A 21,049-nucleotide genomic window follows, 5' to 3' on the forward strand; every position below is an offset into this window, starting at 1 on the left:
TAAGACCCAGGAGACAAACCATGAAGCGCATCCGGACAGGCAGCGGTTTATCGAGGTTGTTGGCCCCGTTGGGCCTGGCGGCGGCATTGGCGATGGCGCCCGCCGCGCAGGCGGCCGAGGACCTGGTGCTGGGCGGGTCCATTCCGCTGAGCGGCGTGTTCGCCTTTGCCGGGCAAGGCATCCACGCGGGCATCACCGACTACGTGAAGATCGTCAATGAACAGGGCGGCGTGAAGGGGCGCAAGCTGCGCTACGTGCCCGAAGACACGGCGTACAAGGTGGACGCGTCGGTGGCGGCGTTCAAGAAGATCACCAGCCAGAACAAGGTGAACTTCTATTACGGCGATTCGACCGGCTTTTCCAAGACGATCAATGCCGAACTGAACCGCACGGGCGACATCCTGATGACCGGCGCGTCGTTCGCGACCGAACTCAACGATCCGGCGAAGTATCCCGCGCAGTTCATGCTGGGGCCGGACTACACGGAGATGTTCGGCATCCTGCTGCGCTATATCGCCAAGGAGCAGCCGGGCGCCAAGGTGGCGTTCGTGTATTCCGACACGGAATTCGGCCGCGACCCGATCGCCAGTTCGCGCGCCGTGGCCGAGAAGCTGGGGCTGAAAGTCGTCACCGAGATCATGACGCCGCCGGGCAGCGTGGACGTGTCGACCGAAGTCATCAAGCTGCGCCGCGCCGATCCGGACTTCACCATTTTCCACGGCTACGTGCTGGCGCCTATTCCCGAGTTCGTCGGGCAGGGCAAGCGCATGGGCCTGAAGACGCGCTACATGGGCACGTTCTGGACCATGGACAACTCCACCGTCATGCAGATGGGCGAGGATGCCGAGGGCTTCATGGGCGTGATGCCGTACCGGTACTACTACGACACGGCCGCCGACGCGCCGATGCTCAAGAAGATCCGCGAGATGCGTCCGCAATATCAGAGCACGGGCTACATGCAGGGCTTCCTGGCGGCCATGCTGTTCACGGAAGTGGCCAAGCGCACGCTGGACGCCGGCAAGGAACTGACCGCCGCCAACATGAAGGCGTCGCTGGACGGCATCAAGGACTTCGACACGGGCGGACTCATCGGCGTGCCGATCTCGATCAAGGGAAATTCGATACCGGTGGGCCGGATCTATCGCGCCGATGTGAAGCAAAAGCAGATGGTGCCGGCGTCCGACTGGATCGTGCTCAAGTGAGGTTGCCGTGAATCCGGGACATGACGCGCAGGCAAGGTCCGGGGCCGATGCGCCGCCCCGGGCGGTGCTTGATATCAACAATATCGAGGTCGTCTACAACAAGGCGGTGCAGGTGCTGCGCGGCTTGTCCTTGTCGGTGCCTGCCGGCAGCATCGTTGCGCTGCTGGGCAGCAACGGCGCCGGCAAGTCCACGACCTTGAAGGCGGTGTCGGGCTTGCTGGACCTGGAGGACGGGGCGCTGGTGCGCGGGCAGATCGTCTTCAATGGCGGCGACACCGCCGGCGCCAAGCCCCAGAACCTGGTGCGCTCGGGCCTGGCGCATGTGATGGAAGGGCGGCGGGTGTTCGAAGACCTGACCGTGGAAGAGAACCTGGTGGCCGCGACCTATGCGCTGACCGGCAGGCCCGGGGCGCGCGTGGACTTCGACCTGGTCTACGGCTATTTTCCGCGCCTCTTCGAGCGGCGCCGCGGGCTGGCAGGCTACCTGTCGGGCGGCGAGCAGCAGATGCTGGCCATCGGCCGCGCGCTGATCGCGCAGCCCCGGCTGATGCTGCTGGACGAGCCCTCGCTGGGACTGTCGCCGATGCTGGTGGAAAGCATTTTTTCCATCATCGCGCGCATCAATATCGAACAGGGAGTGTCGATGCTGCTGGTGGAGCAGAACGCATCCGTGGCGCTGGCGGTGGCGCACTACGGCTACATCATGGAAACAGGCAAGGTCGTGATCGACGGCACCGCGGAAAAGCTGGCGGCGGACCCGGACGTGCGCGAGTTCTACCTGGGCGTGGGCGGCGCGGGCGAGACCCGGGGCTTTCGCGATATCAAGCACTACAAGCGCCGCAAGCGCTGGCTATCATGATGGACCGGGAGGCGAACCCCCATGGCGGGCCGGACGCGAGCGCCTGGCCGGCGCTGACGCTGCCGCAGATGCTGCGCGAACAGGCGCGCCGGCAGCCGTCCGCCATCGCCATCCGCCAGAAGGACTTTGGCATCTGGAAGCCGCTGTCCTGGGGCGAATACTGGCAGCGCGCCTGCCGCGTGGGCCTGGGCCTGCGCGCCCTGGGTCTCGCCCGCGGCGGACGGGTGGCCATCGTCTCGGACAACCGGGTGGAGTGGCTGCTGACCCAGATGGGCGCGGGCGCGGCCGGCGGCGTGGCGGTCGGCGTCTATTCCACCAGCCCGGCCGAGGAAATGGGCTACGTGCTGGAGCACGCGGACGTCGAGCTGGTGGTGTGCGAGGACCAGGAGCAGACCGACAAGGTGCTGCAGGTGGCGGACCGGCTGCCGTTGCTGCGCCGCATCGTCATGATGGAGACCAAGGGCCTGCGTTCGTACGCGCCGGAAGACCGCGCGCGCATCGTCTCGTTCGCGGAGGTCGAAGCCGACGGCCAGCAGCGCGAAGCCGTGGAGCTGGGCGCCTTGAATACGATGCTGGACGGCCAGCGGCTGGACGATACGGGTTTGATGATCTACACGTCCGGCTCCACCGGCAAGCCCAAGGGGGCGATGCTGAGCTACGGCAACATGCGCGGCGTGGCGCCCGGCATCGCGGAGCGGCTCGCTATGGATGCGAAGAGCGTGCACCTGTCGTATCTGCCGCTGTGCCATGTGGCCGAACAGATGCTGTCCACCTTCGTGCCCATCTACGCGGGCTCGCAGGTGAACTTCGGCGAGTCGATCCGGACCGTGCAGGAAGACCTGCGCGAAGTCGCGCCGACGATATTCCTGGGAGTGCCGCGGATCTGGGAAAAGCTGCACGCGGCAATCTCGATCAAGATGCAGGAGGCCGGGCGTTTGCAGCAATGGCTGTATCGCCGGGCGCTGGCGCGTTGCGGGCCGTTCCTGGAAAAGTCGCCCTCGCAGTACACGACCGGCGAGCGGTTCACGCATCTGCTCTGGTATTGGCTGGCGCTGCGCGCCTTGCAGAATTTCATCGGCCTGCGGCGGGTGCGGGTGGCGATGACGGGCGCGGCGCCGATTCCGCCGGACGTGGTGCGCTACTTCCGCACCCTGGGCGTGCCGCTGGTGGAGGTCTACGGACTGACGGAGTCGGCGGGCATGATCTTCGGGCAGCACCCCGACCGCGTGAAGGTCGGCACCGTGGGCGAGCCCATCCGGGGCGTGGAGTGGCGCATGGGGGAGGCGGGCGAGCTGCTGGTGCGCGGCGAGATGGTGTTCCAGGGCTACTACAAGAATCCGGCCGCCACCGCGGACACCGTGCGCGACGGCTGGCTGTACACGGGCGACGTGGTGGCAGAGGAGGACGGGCGCGTGCGCATCGTGGATCGCCTGAAGGACATCATGATCACGGCGGGCGGCAAGAACCTGACGCCATCCGAGATCGAGAACGCGGTGAAGGGCAGCCCGTACGTGAAGGAGTGCATCGTGATCGCGGATGGCCGGAAGTACGTGTCGGCGCTGATCCAGCTTGAGTTCGACACAGTTGGAAAATGGGCGGAATCGCGGCGGATCGCGTTCACGCATTTCCGGTCGCTGGCCGAATGCCCGCAGGTGCGCGAGCTGGTTCAGCAGGAGATCGCGCGCGCCAATGCCGGACTGGCGCCGGTGTCGCAGATCAAGCGTTTCCATCTGCTGACCAAGGAGCTGGATCACGACGACGGCGAAGTGACGGCGACGATGAAAGTCCGGCGCGCCAGCATCTATCGCACCTATGCGAACGAAATCGAAATGCTCTACGTTGAGGAGACGACGGCATGAACGAAGCCGTGATCGTGGAAGCGGTGCGCACGCCTTTCGGCCGGCGCGGCGGATGGTGGGCGCAAACCCGGCCGGACGCGCTGCTGGCGGGGACCGTGCAAGGGCTGCTGGCGCGCGCCGGCTTGCCGGGGGACAAGGTCGAGGACCTGATCGCCGGCTGCGTCAGCCAAGCGGGCGAGCAGGGCGCCAACATCGGCCGGCTGGCGGCGATGCTGGCAGGGCTGCCGGAGAGCGTGCCGGGCGTGTCGCTGAACCGCATGTGCGGGTCCAGCCAGCAGGCGGTCCATTTTGGCGCGCAGGCGATAGCCGCGGGCGATATGCGCTACGTCGTGGCGGGCGGGGTCGAGAGCATGAGCCGGGTGCCGATGTTCCTGGACGTGACACTGGGGCAGGGCGAGTTCCGCGGGTTCGAATCCCTGAACCCCGCGCTGCTGGCACGCTATCCGCTGATCCACCAGATCGAGAGCGCGGAACGGATCGCCGACCATTGGGGGCTGTCGCAGGCCGAGATGGATGAGTGGGCCCGCGAGAGCCACGCCCGCGCCTGGGCCGCGGCCCGGGCGGGACTGCACTCGGAGCTGCTGCCGGGACCGCAAGAGGCCGCGCGTCGCGATGAAGGCATACGCGAAACCACGGAACCGGCCCGCATGGCCGCCATGGCGCCCGCGCTGCGGCCGCCGGGGCAGGGCGGCGTGACGGCCGCCAACGCCAGCCAGTTGGCGGACGGCGCCGCGGCGGTGCTGCTGGCCGACCGCGATACGGCGCTGGCGGACGGCCTGCGTCCGCGTGCGCGATTCCTGGCGCGGGTGGTGGTGGGGTCGGACCCGGTGATGCAGCTGACCGGCGTGATCCCCGCCGCCCGTCAGGCGCTGGCGCGCGCCGGGCTGACGCTGGACGATATCGACTGGATCGAGATCAACGAAGCCTTTGCCAGCGTGGTGCTGGCCTGGCAGCGCGAACTGGACGCCAAGCTGGCGCGCGTGAATCCCTGGGGCGGCGCGATCGCGCATGGGCATCCGCTGGGCGCCACGGGCGCGGGCCTGATGGGCAAGATGCTGGCGGGGCTGGAGGCGACCGAAGGCGAGCTGGGCATGCAACTGATGTGCATCGGCCACGGCATGGCGACCGCGACCATCATCCAGAGGCTGTGAGCCCCCATGGACAAGACCGGGACTGCCGCGTCGCGGGACGAGGGCGCGGATTCCGAACGCCGCCGGGAGCTGGTGCTGACGGCGGGGCGGCTCTTCAGCAAGCACGGCTATGAGCGCACGACGGTGCGCGAGCTGGCGCGCGCGGTCGGCCTGCAATCAGGCAGCCTGTTCCATCATTTCCGCAGCAAGGAAGAAATCCTGGTCGCCGTCATGAACAACGGCATCGAGGAAGTGATCGACCTGGGCGAGCGGGCGCTGGCCTGCTACGGCGCGCCGGCGGACCGGCTGGCGGCGCTGTTCCGCGTCCACATGTGGAGCATGCTGCACGGCGCGGGCGGAGACGCCATGAATGCGCTGGTGTACGAATGGCGCAGCCTGTCGGCGCCGAGCCAGGCCGCGGTGAAGGTGCTCAGCGACCGCTACGAGGCGATGTGGCAGTCGGTGGTGGCAGGCGCCGTGGAGGCTGGGCTGATCGACGGCGACGCGCGCGTCATCAAGCGCTGCGTGCTGGGCGCGATGAACCTGACGGTGCAGTGGTACAAGCCCGGGGGACGCCTGGCGCCCGCGGACTTCATCGATGCGATGCTGCAGGCGTCTTTGCCGGCGTTGCCGGCGGGGGCCGGCCGGTGGCCCGTGGAGCCTAGCCGCGGCGCTTGAGAAAGGCGCCCACGCCGCAAGCGATGGCCAGCGCCAGCAGGGAGCCGGACACGGGCAGCAGGAAATCTGCTTCGCCGTGGTATCCGCCGCCGGTGACCCCGCCCGCCACGCCGCCCATCCACAACAGGGCGGTGAGCAGCGCGGCCACGGCGGAGATCGCGGCGGCGATGCACAGCGCGATGAATACCGGCCGGCGCGCGGGCACGGGCCGGTACTGCGCGGCGGACTGGACGCGGCGGGGTTGCTTGATCCAGTAGACCAGCCCCGCCACGACCAGCAGAAGCATCAGGATCTTGAAGATCATGATGCCGACCGCGGCTTAGTCTTCACGGCGCAGGTGCGGGAACAGGATGACGTCGCGGATGCTGGGGCTGTCGGTCAGCAGCATGACCAGGCGGTCGATGCCGATGCCGCAGCCGCCCGTCGGGGGCATGCCGTATTCCAGGGCGCGGATGTAGTCGGCGTCATAGAACATGGCTTCCTCGTCGCCCGCGTCCTTGGCTTCGACTTGCGAGCGGAAGCGTTCGGCCTGGTCTTCAGGGTCGTTCAGCTCCGAGAAGCCGTTGGCGATTTCGCGGCCGGTCATGAAGAGCTCGAAGCGCTCGGTGATGCCTGCGCGGGTGTCCGAGGCGCGCGCCAGCGGCGAGACCTCCACCGGGTAATCGATGATGTAGGTGGGGTTCCAGAGCTTGGCTTCGGCGGTCTCTTCGAACAGCGCCAGCTGCAGCGCGCCCAGGCCGGCGCGCGACAGCACCGGGCCGCCGGCGTCGGCGCCCAGCTTCTTCAGTTCGGCGCGCACGAAGGCGGCGTCGTCCAGCTGCGCCTGCGTGTAGCCCGGCGCGTACTTGAGGATGGCTTCGCAGATGGTCAGGCGGTCAAACGGCTTGGACAGGTCCAGTTCGCGTTCGCCATAGGTCAGCACGGCGCTGCCGGTGGCCGAGATGGCGGCCTGGCGGATCAGCTCTTCGGTGAAGTCCATGAGCCAGCGGTATTCCGCGTAGGCAGCATAGAACTCCATCATCGTGAATTCAGGATTGTGGCGCGGGCTGACGCCCTCGTTGCGGAAGTTGCGGTTGACTTCGAAGACGCGCTCGAAGCCGCCGACGATCAGGCGCTTCAGGTAGAGCTCGGGCGCGATGCGCAGGTACATTTCCATGTCCAGCGCATTGTGGTGCGTGACGAAGGGCTTGGCCGCCGCGCCGCCCGGGATCGGGTGCAGCATGGGGGTTTCCACTTCGAGGAAGCCGGCGTTCAGCATGAATTGGCGGATGCTGCCCACGGCCTTGCTGCGCGCCTCGAACGTGCGGCGCGTGGCGTCCGTCATGATCAGGTCGACGTAGCGCTGGCGGTAGCGCAGTTCCTGGTCGGCCACGCCGTGGAACTTGTCGGGCAGCGGACGCAGCGACTTCGACAGCAGGCGCGCCGTGGCGGCGTGCACCGACAGTTCGCCCTTGTTGGTCTTGAAGACCGACCCTTCGATCGCGATGATGTCGCCGATGTCCCATTGCTTGAACGCGGCGTAGTTGTCTTCGCCCAGCGTGCCGCGGTCCAGGTAGATCTGGATGCGGCCGGTGCTGTCCTGCAGCGTGGCGAAGCTGGCCTTGCCCATGACGCGCTTGAGCATCATGCGGCCGGCGACCTTGACGGTGACGGCGGCGGCGGCCAGGGCTTCCTGCTCCTCGCCGTCGTACTTGTCATGCAGGGTGGCGGCGCGGGCGTCCGGAACGAAATCGTTGGGGTACGCGACCCCGGTTTCGCGCAGTTTGGCCAGCTTGGCGCGCCGTTCGGCGATCAAGCGGTTTTCATCCTGGGCGGGAGCCGGAGTGGTCGAGTGGTCGGTCATGGTCGGGGGATCAGTCGTAATTGCGGATGTCGTCGATTTCGGTCGTGCCGAAATCTTCGCGATCCAGGTAGGCGAGGATGCGGGAGGCTACGTTGGCGGGCGAGGACAGCTTGCCGGTCGCGTGGAAGTCCTGGAACTTGGCCAGCGCCGGGAAGCTCGCGGGGTCGCTTGCGCGGATGGCGACCTGCATGTCGGTATCGACGATGCCGGGCGCCAGCGCAACGATGCGGGCGCCATCGGCGCCTTGTTCCTGCTTGACCACGCGCGTATACATGTCGAGCGCGGCCTTGGTGGCGCAGTACACGCCCCAGCCGGCGTTCGGGTTGCGGCCGGCGCCGGAGGAGATGTTCAGCACGCGGCGGTCGGCCTTCAGGTCTTCCACGGCGGCCAGGAAGCGCGCGGTGAGCAGCATGACGGCGGTGACGTTCAGGTTGAAGGCGGCGGTGATGGCCGCGCCGTCGATGAGCGCGTCGGTGCCGGCGACGGGATGCACCGTGCCCGCGTTGTTGATCAGCAGATAGCGTTTGGCGTCGCGCGGCAGCGCGGCGCAAATGCGTTCGGCCGTTGCTTCGGCCGCTTTCAGGTCCGAGAGGTCCACGGACAGTTGTTCCAGCTGCGCGTCCTGCGACCGCGCATAGGCGGCGAGCTCGGGGTCTTCGCGGCGCGCCAGGGTGATCAGGCGGGCGCCGGGTTTGGCCAGGCCGCGCGCCATGGCGGCGCCGATGCCGCGCGATGCGCCGGTGAGAATTGCGATGGTGTCGGACATTCGTGGACCTCTGGGTGCGGGGAGCGGGGAGTATCGCGAAACTTAGACGCCTTGCTTCAGGCTGGCCTGGATGAAGGGATCCAGGTCGCCGTCCAGCACTTTCTGCGTGTTGGAGATTTCAACGTTCGTGCGCAGGTCCTTGATGCGGCTCTGGTCCAGCACGTAGGAACGGATCTGGTGGCCCCAGCCCACATCGGTCTTGGAGTCTTCCAGCTTCTGCTGTTCGGCCATGCGGTTGCGCATTTCCAGCTCGTAGAGCTTGGACTTCAGCATCTGCATGGCTTCGGCGCGGTTGCGGTGCTGCGAACGGTCGTTCTGGCACTGCACCACGATCCCGGTGGGCATGTGGGTCAGGCGCACGGCCGAGTCGGTCTTGTTGATGTGCTGGCCGCCCGCGCCGGAGGCGCGGTAGGTGTCCACGCGCAGGTCGGCGGGGTTCACATCGACTTCGAACGAGTCGTCGACTTCCGGGTACACGAACACGCTGGCAAACGACGTGTGGCGCCCGCCGGAGGAGTCGAAGGGGCTCTTGCGGACCAGGCGGTGCACGCCGGTTTCGGTGCGCAGGTAGCCGAAGGCGTACTCGCCTTCGATCTTGATCGTGGCCGATTTGATGCCCGCGACTTCGCCGTCGGATTCTTCAAGGATCTCGGCCTTGAAGCCCTTGCGTTCGGCGTACTTGAGGTACTGGCGCAGCAGCATCGATGCCCAATCCTGCGCTTCCGTGCCGCCCGCGCCCGCCTGGATGTCCAGGAAGCAGTTCAGGGGATCGGCCGGGTTCGAGAACATGCGGCGGAATTCGAGGCTTTCGAGCTTTTCCTGGAACGCGTCGGCGTCCTGCTCGATCGATTCGAGGGTGGCGTCGTCGTCGTCGGAGGCGGCCAGTTCGAAGAGCTCGTTCGAGTCGGCCAGGCCCGCGCCAAGACCGGTGAGCGTTTCCACCACGTCTTCCAGCGCTTTCTTTTCACGGCCCAGGTCCTGGGCGTGCTTGGGGTCGTTCCAGACGGCCGGGTCTTCGAGCTCGGCGTTTACAACGTGCAGGCGTTCAGCTTTGGCATCGTAGTCAAAGATACCTCCGTAGAGCCTGTTCGCGCTCCGCGTAATCGGCGAGGCGGGCTGCGAGCTGGTTCTGACGTTCGGCTTCCATGATGATCCTGTCCTGATGACTTTTGTGCGAAACCTGGCATTTTACCGTGGATGGACCAAGTTCGCGGGCCGGTCTCGCAAGATAGGGGACGGATCTGCTTCTAAGGGTTTGCATGGATAGGGTGGAGTTGTTCAGTTTCTTGTCAACCTTTGGGCTCTAGCCTTTGCTGGCGGCCAGGTCGTCCCCGGTTTGGGGCGGCGGACCGCGATGACGCCGGCAACCAGCCGGCCTATCCCGCCAGAGGAATGGAGACATTGATGGAAAACACCCTGAACCCCGGGGTCACGCCGGCGATCCCGGCGAGCGAGGAGGATCGCATCTACCGCAAGGTGGGCTGGCGGCTGGTGCCGCTGCTGGTGGTCTGCTATGTCGTGGCCTATCTGGACCGCGTCAACGTGGGCTTCGCCAAGCTGCAGATGCTGCAGGAGCTGCAGTTCAGCGAAACGGTGTACGGGCTGGGCGCCGGCATCTTCTTCATCGGCTACTTCATTTTCGAGATTCCCAGCAACATCATCCTGCACAAGGTGGGGGCCCGGGTCTGGATAGCGCGGATCATGATCACGTGGGGGATCATTTCCGCCTGCATGATGTTCGTGACCAGCGTCCACATGTTCTACGCCCTGCGTTTCCTGCTGGGCGCGGCCGAGGCCGGCTTCTTCCCCGGCATCATCCTGTACCTGACGTACTGGTATCCGGCGGCGCGCCGCGGCCGAATCACGACCTTCTTCATGACGGCGGTGCCCATGTCGGGCCTGATCGGCGGTCCGATCTCGGGCTGGATCATGTCCACCTTCCACGGCGACCACGGCTTGTCGGGCTGGCAGTGGCTGTTCCTGCTGGAAGGGATTCCGTCGGTGGTGATCGGCGTGGTGGTGCTGATCTATCTGGACGACCGCATCAACAAGGCCAAGTGGCTGACCGCCAATGAAAAGGCGGTGCTGATCCGCAATATCGCGGCCGAGGAGCAGCAAAAGGAAGATCCGCCGCTGCGCATCGCGCTGACCAAGCCGCGCGTGTGGGCGATGGCGCTGATCTATTTCTCGTTCGTGATGGGCCTGTACGGCGTGGGCTTCTGGATGCCGAGCCTGATCAAGAGCACGGGCGTGCAAAGCCCGCTGGCGATCGGCCTGTTGACCGCGATTCCCAACCTGTTCGCCGTCATCGGCATGATCCTGATCTCGCGCAACTCGGACCGCCATCGCGAGCGCCGCTGGCACGTCGCGCTGCCGGCGCTGTTCGGCGCGGTGGGGCTGTTCTTCTCGGCCGTCTGGAGCGGCAATACGGTCCTGGCGATTCTGGCGCTGACGGTGGCCAACATCGGCATCTGCACGGTGCTGCCGCTGTTCTGGAGCCTGCCGACCGCCTTGTTGGGCGGCACGGCCGCGGCCGCGGGCATTGCGCTGATCAACTCCGTGGGCAACCTGGCGGGCTTTGTCAGCCCCTACCTGGTGGGATGGCTGAAGGACCTGACGGGCACGACCAACACCGGCTTGTACATGCTTGCGGCATGCCTGGTGGTGGGCGCGCTGGTGGCGCTGGCGCAGCCGGCAAGGCTGGTGAACAAGTAGTTGTGTACTGAAGGTGTCTGACACCGTTGCGCTGCCGCGGGTGTCAGACACCTTGGTTTTCAGCTGGCGTGTTCGATGACCAACTGCACCGACACCATGCCGTTCCAGACGTTCTGCTCCAGGCGGTAGGCGGCCTGGATGTGTTCGGGCAGGGACTGGTCGTGGCCGAACCAGATGGCGTCAAAGCGCTGGTGGCCGCGCTCCAGCGACAGCTTCAGGTGCTTTTCGCCCACCAGGCGCTGGTTGCGCACGACGAACTCGTCCAGGAAGAGCGGGGCCGCGAAGCCCGCGCCCCAAACCTGCTGCTGCAGCATGCCGGCCACGTCGGCATTGGCGTAGCCGGACTCCAGCGATCCGTCGGTCTCGATCACGGGTTCGAAGCTGTCGCGCCCGGTCAATTCGCGCACGGCGGCGTCGAAGGCGGGCGCAAAGGCGGGAAAATCGGCTTTGCCCAGCGTCAACCCGGCCGCCATCGCGTGGCCGCCGAACTTGCGGATCAGGTTGGGATGGCGCTTGGACACCAGGTCCAGCGCATCGCGCAGATGCACGTCGGGAATCGAGCGGCCGGAGCCGCGGATCTCGTCGTCGCCCGCGGGCGCGAAAGCCAGCGTGGGGCGCCAGAACTTTTCCTTAAGGCGCGAGGCCACCAGGCCCACGACGCCCTGGTGCCAGCCCGGGTCGAACACGCAGACCGTGGCGCCCGCCGAGGCGTTGGGCTCTTCCATCGCGGCCAGCGCCTGCTCGCGCATCTCGGCTTCGATCGTGCGGCGTTCGCGGTTGATGTTGTCGAGTTCGCGGGCCATTTCCAGCGCCTGCGCCTCGTCGTCGGTGGTCAGGCAGGCGATGCCCAGGCTCATGTCGGCCAGCCGGCCGGCGGCGTTGATGCGGGGACCGAGCGCAAAGCCCAGGTCGAAGCCGTTGGCGCTGCGCGGCTCGCGCCCGGCGACGGCGAACAGCGCGCGCAGCCCCGGCTGCAGGCGGCCGCTGCGCATGCGCTGCAGGCCCTGCGTGACGAGCAGGCGATTGTTGGCGTCCAGCTTGACCACGTCGGCCACCGTGCCCAGCGCCACCAGGTCGGACAGCGCGTCCAGGCGCGGGCCGCCATCGGCGGCGTAGACGCCGCGGCGGCGCAGTTCGGCGCGCAATGCCAGCATCATGTAGAAAATGACGCCCACGCCGGCCAGGTTCTTGGACGGAAAGCCGCAGCCCGGTTGGTTGGGGTTCACGATGGCCAGGGCGTCCGGCAGCGTGTCGCCCGGCAAGTGGTGGTCGGTGATGACCACGCCGATGCCGGCCGCGTTGGCGGCGGCCACGCCGTCCACGCTGGCGATGCCGTTGTCGACCGTGATGATGATGTCGGGCTTGCCGCTGCGGTGCCGGCAGGCCAGGTCCACGACGGCGGGAGACAGGCCGTAGCCGGTCTCGAAGCGGTTGGGGACCAGGAAGTCCACGTCCGCGCCCATGGCCGACAGGGCGCGCAGCCCGACCGCGCAGGCGGTGGCGCCGTCGCAGTCGTAGTCGGCCACGATCAGCAGCTTCTTGCCGGCCTGGATGGCGTCGGCCAGCACGCCGGCGGCGTGCGCGGAGTGCGTGAGGCCGGCGGGCGGCAACAGCGACGGCCAGGCGAGCCTGGTCTGGTCGGGATGGGTGACGCCGCGGGCGGCCCACAGGCGGGCCAGCAGGGGATGGATGCCCGAGGCTTCCAGGACGTGGCAGGCGGCCAGGTCGGCCGGTCGGATCGTTAAGCGGGGTGAGACCACCAGGCGCTCCAGTTTTTCTTGGGCGCGGGCAGCAAGCCGAGCAGGCCCCCGCGCGGTTTCAGGGTAAGGGCGACCTTGCGGTCGTCGCCCAGCAGCAGCAGTTCGGCGGGCGCGTCGGGCACGCCTTTCTTGCCGGCCAGCGGCCGCAAATGCCGCGCATCGAGATCGGCCAGGGCGTCCAGCCAGGCGGCCCAGTCGCCGGCCCGCTGGGGGGCGTCCAGGCCGGTCAGCACCTGCGCCGGGCCCGCCGGGGCCGCCGTCCACGGCGTGCCGCCGCCATATAGCCACAGCGCGTTGACCGGGGGCAGGCCCCGGGCCGCGCGGGCCTCGTTGACGGGGTGTTCATGCCACGCCATCTGTATTTCATTGAGCAGGCGCCGCCACGGGCGCGTTTCCGCATCCTGGCGCCACCATTCGTTCAGGCGCCGTCCGGCCACGGCCATCGGGGTGGCGGTCTGGGGGCGCAGGCCCTGCGGCAGGCGCAGGCGCCAGCGTTCGGGCGACAGCGCCTCGACCGCGAAACCGGTGTCGTCGAACAGGGGGCGGGCCGTGTCCAGCAGGGCGGCCGTTTCCTCCGCCCGCAGCTCCATCATGCCGGGATCCAGCAGCGTGGCCTGGTCGGTGCCCAGCGCCAGGTGGACCAGTTCGGCCAGCCAGACGGCTTCGCCGCCGCCCGGATCGCCGGCCAGCAGGGGCGCCACGCCCGCGCCTTGCAGCAGGCCGGGTTCAGGCTGGTAGCCGGCGCGGTCCAGCTGCCAGGATTCGAAGGCGGTACAGCCGTGCGCGCGCAGGTCGAAGGCTTGGGGCCGGGCGGCGCCGGCCAGCAGCCAGCCGTGCAGCGTGGGCGCGCGTTCCGGCAAGAGCTTGGCCAGTTCGGCGGCGACGGGGAGGGCGGGCAGGGCGCCCGGAATGACGATCAGCATGGGCGCGATTGTAGTCCCCGACGGACTGGGGAACTAAGCGGGGCCGGCGGCTGCCATAGGTTGTCACGCCTGGTCGTGGAACCGCACATCCGCGGGGCGATTCGCAGGCGGTTAATGCAATAATGCGCACGTGCTGAAAATACCCTACGAACTCTGGATAGGCGCCCGCTATGCCGGGTTGGCCCGAATCCGCCAGCGACGCGGGCGCCGCGATCGCTTCATCTCCTTCATCGCCGCCAGTTCCATGGCCGGCATCGCGCTGGGCGTCGCCGCCCTGATCGTGGTGCTGTCCGTGATGAACGGGTTCCAGAAGGAAGTGCGCGACCGCATGCTGTCGGTGCTGCCGCACATTGAACTCTACATTCCCGGCGCGTCGCCGGAGCGGGTGCTGGAGCAGTGGCAGCAGTTCGCCACCGCGGCCGAGCAGAACCGCGCGGTCAAGGCCGGCGCGCCGTTCGTGGCGGCCCAGGGCATGCTGGTGCGGGGACAGGCCCTGCGCGGGGTCCAGGTGCGCGGCATCGACCCGCGCACCGAGGGCAACGTGTCCGACCTGCCTCGTCAGATGGTGTCGGGCAAGCTGACCGACCTGAAGCCCGGCGGCTTCGGCGTGGTGCTGGGCAACGAGCTGGCCGACGGCATGGGCGTCAAGCTGGGCGACACGCTGCTGATGATGGCGCCGCAAGGTTCGATCAGCCCGGCGGGCTTTGCGCCGCGCATGCGCCAGTTCACCGTGGTGGGCGTGTTTTCCTCCGGCCACTATGAATACGATTCCTCGCTGGCCTTCGTCGACAACGACGATGCGGCCCGCGTGTTCCGTGAAAGCGGCACCGCCGGGGTGCGCCTGCGCATCGCCGACATGCAGAAGGCCCCCGAGGTGGCGGCCGAGCTGAGGGCGGTCCTGCCGCCCTACGTGATGGCCAGCGACTGGTCGCGCAACAACCGCACCTGGTTCGCGGCGGTGCAGACCGAAAAGCGCATGATGTTCCTGATCCTGGCGCTGATCGTGGCGGTGGCGGCGTTCAACCTGCTGTCGTCCCTGGTCATGGCCGTGAAGGACAAGCAATCCGATATCGCCATCCTGCGCACGCTGGGTGCGGGTCCGGGCGAAGTGGCGCGCATCTTCCTGGTGCAGGGCGCGCTGATCGGCGTGATCGGCACCCTGCTGGGCGTGGCGGGCGGCATCGCCATCGCCTACAACGTCGATGTGATCGTGCCCTTCATCGAGCGCCTGCTGGGCGTGCATTTCCTGCCGCGCGAGATCTATTTCATCAGCGCCTTGCCGTCGGATCCCCAGATCGGCGACATCGTCACGATCGGCGTGACGTCCCTGGTGCTGTCGCTGCTGGCGACCTTGTATCCGAGCTGGCGCGCCTCGCGCCTGCAACCCGCACAGGTGCTGCGCCATGACTGATTCCTTGACGCCCGCCCTGCAGGCCGACAATATCGTCAAGGTCTATGACGAGGGCCCCGCCCGCATCGAAGTGCTGAGCAACGTCAGCCTGTCGGTGGCGCGCGGCGAGATGGTCGCCATCGTCGGCGCTTCCGGCTCCGGCAAGAGCACCTTGCTCCACATCCTGGGCTTGCTGGACATGCCCTCCAGCGGTTCGGTGTCCGTCGACGGGCAGTTGGCCGTTGGCCTGTCCGAAGCCAAAAAAAGCGCGGTGCGCAACCGCAGCCTGGGCTTTGTCTACCAGTTCCACCACCTGCTGCCGGAGTTTTCGGCGCTGGACAACGTGGCGATGCCGCTGATCGTGCGCCGCGAGAGCCGCGCCATGGCGCGCCAGGCCGCGCACGAGGTCCTGGGCCTGGTGGGCCTGTCCGCCCGGGAAGGCCACTTCCCGGGGCAGTTGTCCGGCGGCGAACGCCAGCGCGTGGCGCTGGCGCGCGCGCTGGTGACGCGTCCGGTGTGCGTGCTGGCCGACGAGCCCACCGGCAACCTGGACCGGCACACCGCGCACAATATGTTCGAACTGCTCACGCGGGTGAACCAGGAGTCGGGCACGGCGTTCGCCATCGTGACGCACGACCCGGAACTGGCCGCCCGCGCCGACCGCCAATTGCTGATGGAAAACGGCCGCCTGGTTTCGGGATAGGACGGGGCGGGTGGATAATCCTGCCAAGGAGGCCACGCCCATGCTCATCGACACCCACTGCCATCTGGACGCCGCGGAGTTCGACGCCGACCGTGAACAGGTGGCCGACCATGCCTGCGAAGCCGGGGTCCAGGCCATCGTCATCCCCGCCATCGAGCGCGCCAACTTCCCGGTGGTGCGCGACCTGGCCGCCAAGGTCGCCGGCGGCGCCTACGCGCTGGGCATACACCCCCTCTATGTGCCGCGCGCGGCCGATTCCGACCTGGACGCGCTGCGCGAGGCCATCAGGCAGGCGCTTGGCGACCCGCGCTTTGTCGCCATCGGCGAGATCGGCCTGGACTTCTTCGTGCCCGAGATCGCCTCCGGCGAACCCCGCGAGCGCCAGGAACGGTTCTATGCCGCGCAATTGGCGATGGCCGCCGAATTCCGGCTGCCCGTGCTGCTGCACGTGCGCAAGTCCCAGGACATACTCTTGAAGCATCTGCGCCGCCATGGCCGCATCGGCGGCATCGCGCACGCGTTCAACGGCAGCGCCCAGCAGGCGCAGGCATTCATCGACCACGGCTTTGCGCTGGGGCTGGGCGGCGCCATGACCTATGAGCGCGCCCTGCAGATCCGGCGCCATGCGGTCGATGTGGGGCTGGAGCACCTGGTGCTGGAAACCGACGCGCCGGACATCCCGCCTGCCTGGCTGCATCCGCCCGAGCGCCGCAACCGGCCGGGCGAACTGGTCCGCATCGCCCAGGTGCTGGCGCAACTGCGCGGCATCACGCCCGCGCAGGTGGCGCACGCCACCACCGCCAACGCCATGCGCGTCCTGCCCCGCCTGCCGGCGGCCATTCTGGCCGATTCCGAGTGACCTTGCGTCAGGCGGACAGGCGCGGCAGTTCCATGCGCACGCTCAAGCCCCGCGGCGATACGTTGCGCGCCGAGATCGCCCCTTTGTGCGCGGCGACCGCGGCCTGGGCGATGGACAGGCCCAGGCCGGCGCCGCTGCCCGGCGTGGCCGCGCCCGAGGCTGCGCGGTAGAAGGGTTCGAACAGGGACGCCAGGTCTTCCGTGGCCACGCCCGGTCCGCGGTCCTCGATCTCCAGGCTGGCCTCGCTGGCGTTGACCAACAGGCGCACGCGGATCACGCTTTGCGCGGGAGCGAAGCGCAAGGCGTTGCGCAACACGTTCTCGATGGCGCTGGCCAGGCTGCAGCGGTCGCCGACGATGGCCACCGGCGGCGGCGCGTCCCACGCGATGCGTATCTGCCGGTCTCCCGCCTCGTAGCGGGCGTCTTCCACGACGGCGGACACGACTTCCGCCAGATCCAGCGTTTCGGTGGGCACGGGGAGCGCGCCCACGCGGGCCAGCCGCAGCGTGTTGCCCACGAGCGTATCCAGGCGTTCGCATTCGCGTTCGATGCGGTCCAGCTGCAGGTCGCGGCGTTCGTCGTTGCGCCGCGCCAGTTCCGCGGCCAGGCGCAGCCGCGCCAGCGGCGAGCGCAGTTCGTGCGCGATGTTGCGCAGGAGCTGTTCGCGCGTGTCGACCAGCGCCTTCAGGCGGTCCGCCATCGCGTCGAAGTCCCGCGCCAGCAGGCCCAGCTCATCCTTGCGGCGGGCCAGCCTGGCCGGCGTGCGGGCGTCCAGGTGGCCGGCGGCCAGCGCATGCGTCGCATGGCGCAGCTGGGCCAGGGGCGCGGTGATGTGGCGGATCAGGGCCCAGCAGAAGGGGGCCGTCACGGCCAGCGCGAACAGCAGCAGGGCCAGCGCCACCGGCGACAGCGCCAGGACCTCCCAGCGCGAAGAGTCGAAAGGCAGGAACAGCATCAGCAGTTCCGATCCGTCCGGCAGGCGCAGCAATTGAGGCTCCCACCAGGACACGCGCTCGCCCGCGGGATCGGCGGGCAGGTACTCGGCCTGCGGGGACCGGTCCGGCGCCGCGCGGTACGCGCTCAGCCAGTCGTGCATGCGGGTGGGCAGGCGCCGGCCCAGGATGTCGGCGTCCTGGGTGTCCATGACGTAGATCTTCAGCGCGGAGTAGCGGTTGTCCATGATCCGGACCCAGCGCTCCAGCCCGTCCTTGCCCTGCGTGCGCGCGATCTGCGCGGCGTCGCGCGTCAGGTTGCCGGGGTTCAGGCCGTCCAGCGAATTGAAGCGATACCAGGCCACCGCGGCGGTCAGCATCATGCCGCACACGAGGATGACGGCCATTGCGCCCCAGAAGGTCAGGAAGGCGCGCCAGAACAGCGAGCGGGGCGGCAGCCAGGCCATCACGCGGCGCCGGCCAGCACGTAGCCCAGGCCGCGCAGATTGCGGATGGACAGGGTGTCGGCCCTGTTGTCCAGGCGCAGTTTCTTGCGCAGGCTGCTGATGTGGGTATCGATGCTGCGGTCGTAGCGGTCCGGCGTGCGGCCCAGCGCATACAGGCCGATCTGGTCGCGCGCGATCACCTGGCCCGGGGCGCGCATGAGGATTTCCAGGATGCGCTGCTCGGCGCCGGTCAGCATCACTTCGCTGGCGCCCAGGCGCACGCGCCCGGTGGCGGGGTCCAGCGACAGCGCGCCCAGGCTCAGGGAGGGCCTGGCGGGCTCGGGCGTTTCCTCGAAGCGGCGCATCACCGCCGTGATGCGGGCCTTGAGCTCGCGCGGACTGAAGGGCTTGGCCAGGTAGTCGTCGGCGCCGAACTCCAGCCCCAGCACCCGATCCGTCTCGCCGCCGTGCGCGGTGAACATGATGACCGGGCGGCGCGAGCGCTGCCGGTAGTGCTTGAGCAGATCCAGTCCGTTGCCGTCGGGCAGCATCAGATCCAGCAGCACCAGGTCGAAATCGTCCCGCGCCAGCAGGGCTTGCCCCTGCGCGCCGCTGTGCGCCAGCGTGAGCTGGCTGTGATTGGGTTCGAGGTATTCGCGCAGCATCTGCGCCAGTTCGACGTCGTCGTCGATCAGCAATATGCGGCGCGTTACCGCTGAGTGAGTGAAAGGCATGCGTATTGAGCGTCCTGCATCCGGCAGTTTGGCCGAAGGCTGAGCGCCGGAGTGTCAAGAAATGCAAAGAAGATAAAAGTTGCGGAAAGCATGTTGCTGGCCTCCCGAAGCTCCAATTCTAATATGAGAATGGTTTTCATTAATAAATACGAGGCAGGCGTGACGCTGCACGCGGGGTGCGGCGCGGTCCTGAAACGGGAGAAGTTGGAATCATGAGCAGGAAACATCTGGCCGCGGGCCGCCGCGTCATGGCGCCGCGCACACAGTTGGCCGCGGCCTTGTGCGCAGCGGGGTTTGGCATGGGACCGGCGGCAGTCTGGGCGCAAAGCGCGGACACCGCCACGACGATGGACACCGTGGTGGTGACGGCAAGCGGCTTCGAGCAGCGAATCCAGGACGCGCCGGCCTCGATCAGCGTCATCACGCGCGAGGATCTGGACAAGAAGTTCTATCGCGACCTGAACGACGCGCTGGTTGAAGTGCCCGGCGTCATCGTCACGGGCGGCGGCGACCGCCAGGACATCAGCCTGCGCGGCATGGGACCGAAGTACACGCTGATCCTGATCGACGGCAAGCGCCAGAGCTCCCGCGAGACCCGCACCAACTCGGACTCCACCGGGGTCGAGGGCGGCTGGACGCCGCCGCTTTCCGCCATCGAGCGCATTGAAGTGGTGCGCGGCCCGATGTCTTCGCTGTACGGGTCGGACGCCATGGGCGGGGTGATCAACATCATCACCCGCAAGGTGCCGAACGAGTGGGCCGGCGAGATCCGCATGGACACCACGATCCAGGAAAGCAGCAAGTCCGGCGACATCTACCAGGGCAATTTCTACCTGGCCGGCCCGATCAAGAACGATCTGTTGGGCCTGCAGATCTACGGCCAGGCCACGCAGCGCGACGAAGACAACATCTATGACGGCTTCCGCAAGCGCAACGCGGAATCCGTGACCGCCAAGCTGGCGCTGACGCCCAACCGCGACCACGACATCGTGCTGGAAGCGACCACGATGCGCCAGAAGTTCCAGGAGACGCTGGGCAAGACCGTACAGCCGCTGGCGCCGGGCGAGGCTTGCGCGCGCACGGGTTGCCCGGCGTCGTCCGAAACCGATTACCGCAGCAACAAATGGGCGCTGTCGCACACCGGGCGCTGGGGCTGGGGCGTGTCGGACAGCTATGTGCAGCAGGAGGAGTTCGACAATCGTTCGCGCCAGATGAAGATCAAGAACACGGAGCTGCAAAGCACGTGGTCCTTGCCGCTGGGCTCCCACATGCTGACCCTGGGCGGCAGCTATCTCACCCAGCGCCTGAACGACCAGACCGGCAACCAGCTTGCCGGCGGGCCCAGCAAGGTGGACCGCTATCAATGGGCCCTGTTCGCGGAAGACGAATGGCGCCTGACCGAAAGCTTCGCCGTCACGGGCGGCCTGCGCATGGACGAGGACGAGAATTTCGGCACGCATTTCAGCCCGCGCCTGTATGGCGTGTGGCATCTGGCGGACCGCTGGACCCTGAAGGGCGGCGTCTCCACGGGCTTTCGCGCGCCCGACCTGCGCCAGACGGTGGCCGGCTGGGGCCAGGTTAGCCGCGGCGGCAACATGTACGGCAACCCGGACCTGACGCCCGAGAAGTCGGTGACCCAGGAAATCGGCCTGCTGTATGACGACGGCGAAGGCATGAACGCCGGCGTGACGATCTTCAACAACGACTTCAAGGACAAGATCACCCGCGTGGCGTGCCCCTTGTCCCAGTGCACCGACGGCCCCAACCAGTTCGGTTCGGACCCGACCACGTACATGAACGTGGACAAGGCCGTGTCGCGCGGGGTCGAAGCCAGCCTGAAGTTGCCGCTGTCCAGCGACTGGTCCATGACCAGCAGCTACACGTTCACGAAGTCGGAGCAGAAGTCCGGCGCCTACAAGGGCCAGCCGCTGAACCAGCTGCCCAAGCACCTGTTCACCACCACGGTGAACTGGCAGGCGTCCGATGCGCTGCAGGCCTGGGCCCGCGTGAACTTCCGCGGCAGGGAAAGCCAGCCCGTCACCGGCCCGTCGTCGGGAGATCTGGTGGCGCCTTCCTACACCTTCGTGGACCTGGGCGGATCGTACGCCGTGAACAAGACGGTGTCGGTCTATGCCGGCATCTACAACCTGTTCGACAAGCAGGTCGCCTACGAAGACTTCGGCTATGTCGAGGACGGCCGCCGCTACTGGCTCGGCGTGGGCGTGAAGTTCTGAGTATGACGGGCGCCAG

Annotated in this window: 18 protein-coding genes; 10 read left to right on the forward strand and 8 right to left on the reverse strand. The window is 67.7% G+C overall.

The window, feature by feature from the left end:
- The first annotated feature begins 20 nt into the window (after positions 1-20).
- The 5 genes from ACFWP0_RS12670 (at position 21) to ACFWP0_RS12690 (ending at position 5,728) form a co-directional block, all read left to right on the forward strand.
- Positions 21-1,202: an ABC transporter substrate-binding protein gene (locus tag ACFWP0_RS12670; RefSeq protein ID WP_377842439.1), complete on the forward strand. Its 1,182-nt coding sequence runs from the start codon at positions 21-23 to the stop codon at positions 1,200-1,202.
- Between the two features lie 64 nt (positions 1,203-1,266).
- Positions 1,267-2,061, forward strand: coding sequence for an ABC transporter ATP-binding protein (locus ACFWP0_RS12675; RefSeq protein ID WP_377842776.1), 795 nt, complete (start codon positions 1,267-1,269; stop codon positions 2,059-2,061).
- Complete coding sequence (locus tag ACFWP0_RS12680; RefSeq protein ID WP_377842441.1) at positions 2,058-3,920, forward strand: AMP-dependent synthetase/ligase; 1,863 nt, start codon at positions 2,058-2,060, stop codon at positions 3,918-3,920. Before ACFWP0_RS12675 ends, ACFWP0_RS12680 begins: the two co-directional genes overlap by 4 nt.
- On the forward strand, positions 3,917-5,071 hold the full coding sequence (locus ACFWP0_RS12685; protein ID WP_377842442.1) for a thiolase family protein: 1,155 nt from the start codon (positions 3,917-3,919) through the stop codon (positions 5,069-5,071). Before ACFWP0_RS12680 ends, ACFWP0_RS12685 begins: the two co-directional genes overlap by 4 nt.
- Before the next feature lie 6 nt (positions 5,072-5,077).
- Positions 5,078-5,728: a TetR/AcrR family transcriptional regulator gene (locus tag ACFWP0_RS12690; RefSeq protein ID WP_377842444.1), complete on the forward strand. Its 651-nt coding sequence runs from the start codon at positions 5,078-5,080 to the stop codon at positions 5,726-5,728.
- On the opposite strand, the gene ACFWP0_RS12695 is transcribed toward ACFWP0_RS12690, so the two are convergent.
- The 4 genes from ACFWP0_RS12695 to prfB form a co-directional block, all read right to left on the reverse strand.
- Positions 5,712-6,032 (reverse strand): preprotein translocase subunit TatB, encoded by a 321-nt coding sequence (locus ACFWP0_RS12695; protein ID WP_377842445.1) that lies wholly within the window; start codon positions 6,030-6,032, stop codon positions 5,712-5,714. The genes ACFWP0_RS12690 and ACFWP0_RS12695 overlap by 17 nt on opposite strands.
- Before the next feature lie 15 nt (positions 6,033-6,047).
- A complete protein-coding gene (gene lysS, locus ACFWP0_RS12700) occupies positions 6,048-7,571 on the reverse strand; it encodes a lysine--tRNA ligase (protein WP_377842446.1) in 1,524 nt (507 codons plus the stop codon).
- Positions 7,572-7,581: 10 nt separating this feature from the next.
- The gene (locus tag ACFWP0_RS12705) at positions 7,582-8,337 is read right to left on the reverse strand and encodes an SDR family oxidoreductase (RefSeq protein ID WP_377842448.1); all 756 of its coding nucleotides are present in this window, start codon (positions 8,335-8,337) and stop codon (positions 7,582-7,584) included.
- A 42-nt stretch (positions 8,338-8,379) separates the two neighbouring features.
- Positions 8,380-9,484, reverse strand: a protein-coding gene (prfB, locus tag ACFWP0_RS12710; protein ID WP_377842449.1) for a peptide chain release factor 2 whose coding sequence is annotated in 2 segments (ribosomal slippage) — positions 8,380-9,402 and positions 9,404-9,484 — 1,104 coding nt in all. Because the reading frame shifts where the segments join, the coding sequence is not laid out codon by codon here.
- A 257-nt stretch (positions 9,485-9,741) separates the two neighbouring features.
- Between prfB and ACFWP0_RS12715 the strand changes: the two genes are divergently transcribed.
- Positions 9,742-11,052, forward strand: coding sequence for an MFS transporter (locus tag ACFWP0_RS12715; RefSeq protein ID WP_377842451.1), 1,311 nt, complete (start codon positions 9,742-9,744; stop codon positions 11,050-11,052).
- A 59-nt stretch (positions 11,053-11,111) separates the two neighbouring features.
- Here the strand turns inward: ACFWP0_RS12715 and recJ are convergent, their stop codons facing one another.
- Together recJ and ACFWP0_RS12725 are read right to left on the reverse strand one after the other, a co-directional pair.
- Positions 11,112-12,812 (reverse strand): single-stranded-DNA-specific exonuclease RecJ, encoded by a 1,701-nt coding sequence (recJ, locus tag ACFWP0_RS12720; protein WP_377842452.1) that lies wholly within the window; start codon positions 12,810-12,812, stop codon positions 11,112-11,114.
- Positions 12,794-13,735, reverse strand: coding sequence for a hypothetical protein (locus ACFWP0_RS12725; RefSeq protein WP_377842454.1), 942 nt, complete (start codon positions 13,733-13,735; stop codon positions 12,794-12,796). The genes recJ and ACFWP0_RS12725 overlap by 19 nt, the downstream gene beginning before the upstream one ends.
- Before the next feature lie 178 nt (positions 13,736-13,913).
- Between ACFWP0_RS12725 and ACFWP0_RS12730 the strand changes: the two genes are divergently transcribed.
- From ACFWP0_RS12730 to ACFWP0_RS12740, 3 genes are read left to right on the forward strand one after another with little or no spacing between them, the layout of a single operon-like run.
- A complete protein-coding gene (locus tag ACFWP0_RS12730) occupies positions 13,914-15,146 on the forward strand; it encodes a lipoprotein-releasing ABC transporter permease subunit (protein WP_377842777.1) in 1,233 nt (410 codons plus the stop codon).
- Positions 15,139-15,828 carry an ABC transporter ATP-binding protein gene (locus ACFWP0_RS12735; RefSeq protein WP_377842455.1) on the forward strand — a complete coding sequence of 230 codons (690 nt, stop codon included), beginning with the start codon at positions 15,139-15,141 and terminating at the stop codon, positions 15,826-15,828. Before ACFWP0_RS12730 ends, ACFWP0_RS12735 begins: the two co-directional genes overlap by 8 nt.
- A gap of 40 nt (positions 15,829-15,868) precedes the next feature.
- Entirely contained in the window at positions 15,869-16,687 is an 819-nt protein-coding gene (locus ACFWP0_RS12740; protein WP_377842457.1) for a TatD family hydrolase, read from the forward strand.
- Between the two features lie 7 nt (positions 16,688-16,694).
- Here the strand turns inward: ACFWP0_RS12740 and ACFWP0_RS12745 are convergent, their stop codons facing one another.
- Complete coding sequence (locus ACFWP0_RS12745; protein WP_377842458.1) at positions 16,695-18,086, reverse strand: ATP-binding protein; 1,392 nt, start codon at positions 18,084-18,086, stop codon at positions 16,695-16,697.
- A complete protein-coding gene (locus ACFWP0_RS12750) occupies positions 18,086-18,799 on the reverse strand; it encodes a response regulator (protein WP_377842460.1) in 714 nt (237 codons plus the stop codon). Before ACFWP0_RS12750 ends, ACFWP0_RS12745 begins: the two co-directional genes overlap by 1 nt.
- 212 nt (positions 18,800-19,011) lie before the next feature.
- Between ACFWP0_RS12750 and ACFWP0_RS12755 the strand changes: the two genes are divergently transcribed.
- The gene (locus ACFWP0_RS12755; RefSeq protein ID WP_377842461.1) at positions 19,012-21,033 is read left to right on the forward strand and encodes a ligand-gated channel protein; all 2,022 of its coding nucleotides are present in this window, start codon (positions 19,012-19,014) and stop codon (positions 21,031-21,033) included.
- The last annotated feature ends 16 nt before the right edge of the window (positions 21,034-21,049 follow it).

The organism is Achromobacter sp. NPDC058515 (assembly GCF_042721735.1).
Taxonomy (GTDB): domain Bacteria; phylum Pseudomonadota; class Gammaproteobacteria; order Burkholderiales; family Burkholderiaceae_B; genus Achromobacter.

What these genes read in the sequence shown, in the direction of transcription:
- ACFWP0_RS12740 (WP_377842457.1), top strand. Translation starts at nt 15,869, where the DNA reads ATGCTCATCGACACCCACTGCCATCTGGACGCCGCGGAGTTCGACGCC.
- ACFWP0_RS12705 (WP_377842448.1), bottom strand. Translation starts at nt 8,337, where the DNA reads ATGTCCGACACCATCGCAATTCTCACCGGCGCATCGCGCGGCATCGGC.
- ACFWP0_RS12715 (WP_377842451.1), top strand. Translation starts at nt 9,742, where the DNA reads ATGGAAAACACCCTGAACCCCGGGGTCACGCCGGCGATCCCGGCGAGC.
- ACFWP0_RS12725 (WP_377842454.1), bottom strand. Translation starts at nt 13,735, where the DNA reads ATGCTGATCGTCATTCCGGGCGCCCTGCCCGCCCTCCCCGTCGCCGCC.
- ACFWP0_RS12735 (WP_377842455.1), top strand. Translation starts at nt 15,139, where the DNA reads ATGACTGATTCCTTGACGCCCGCCCTGCAGGCCGACAATATCGTCAAG.
- ACFWP0_RS12750 (WP_377842460.1), bottom strand. Translation starts at nt 18,799, where the DNA reads ATGCCTTTCACTCACTCAGCGGTAACGCGCCGCATATTGCTGATCGAC.
- ACFWP0_RS12670 (WP_377842439.1), top strand. Translation starts at nt 21, where the DNA reads ATGAAGCGCATCCGGACAGGCAGCGGTTTATCGAGGTTGTTGGCCCCG.
- ACFWP0_RS12695 (WP_377842445.1), bottom strand. Translation starts at nt 6,032, where the DNA reads ATGATCTTCAAGATCCTGATGCTTCTGCTGGTCGTGGCGGGGCTGGTC.
- ACFWP0_RS12680 (WP_377842441.1), top strand. Translation starts at nt 2,058, where the DNA reads ATGATGGACCGGGAGGCGAACCCCCATGGCGGGCCGGACGCGAGCGCC.
- ACFWP0_RS12755 (WP_377842461.1), top strand. Translation starts at nt 19,012, where the DNA reads ATGAGCAGGAAACATCTGGCCGCGGGCCGCCGCGTCATGGCGCCGCGC.
- lysS (WP_377842446.1), bottom strand. Translation starts at nt 7,571, where the DNA reads ATGACCGACCACTCGACCACTCCGGCTCCCGCCCAGGATGAAAACCGC.
- ACFWP0_RS12685 (WP_377842442.1), top strand. Translation starts at nt 3,917, where the DNA reads ATGAACGAAGCCGTGATCGTGGAAGCGGTGCGCACGCCTTTCGGCCGG.
- ACFWP0_RS12745 (WP_377842458.1), bottom strand. Translation starts at nt 18,086, where the DNA reads ATGGCCTGGCTGCCGCCCCGCTCGCTGTTCTGGCGCGCCTTCCTGACC.
- ACFWP0_RS12690 (WP_377842444.1), top strand. Translation starts at nt 5,078, where the DNA reads ATGGACAAGACCGGGACTGCCGCGTCGCGGGACGAGGGCGCGGATTCC.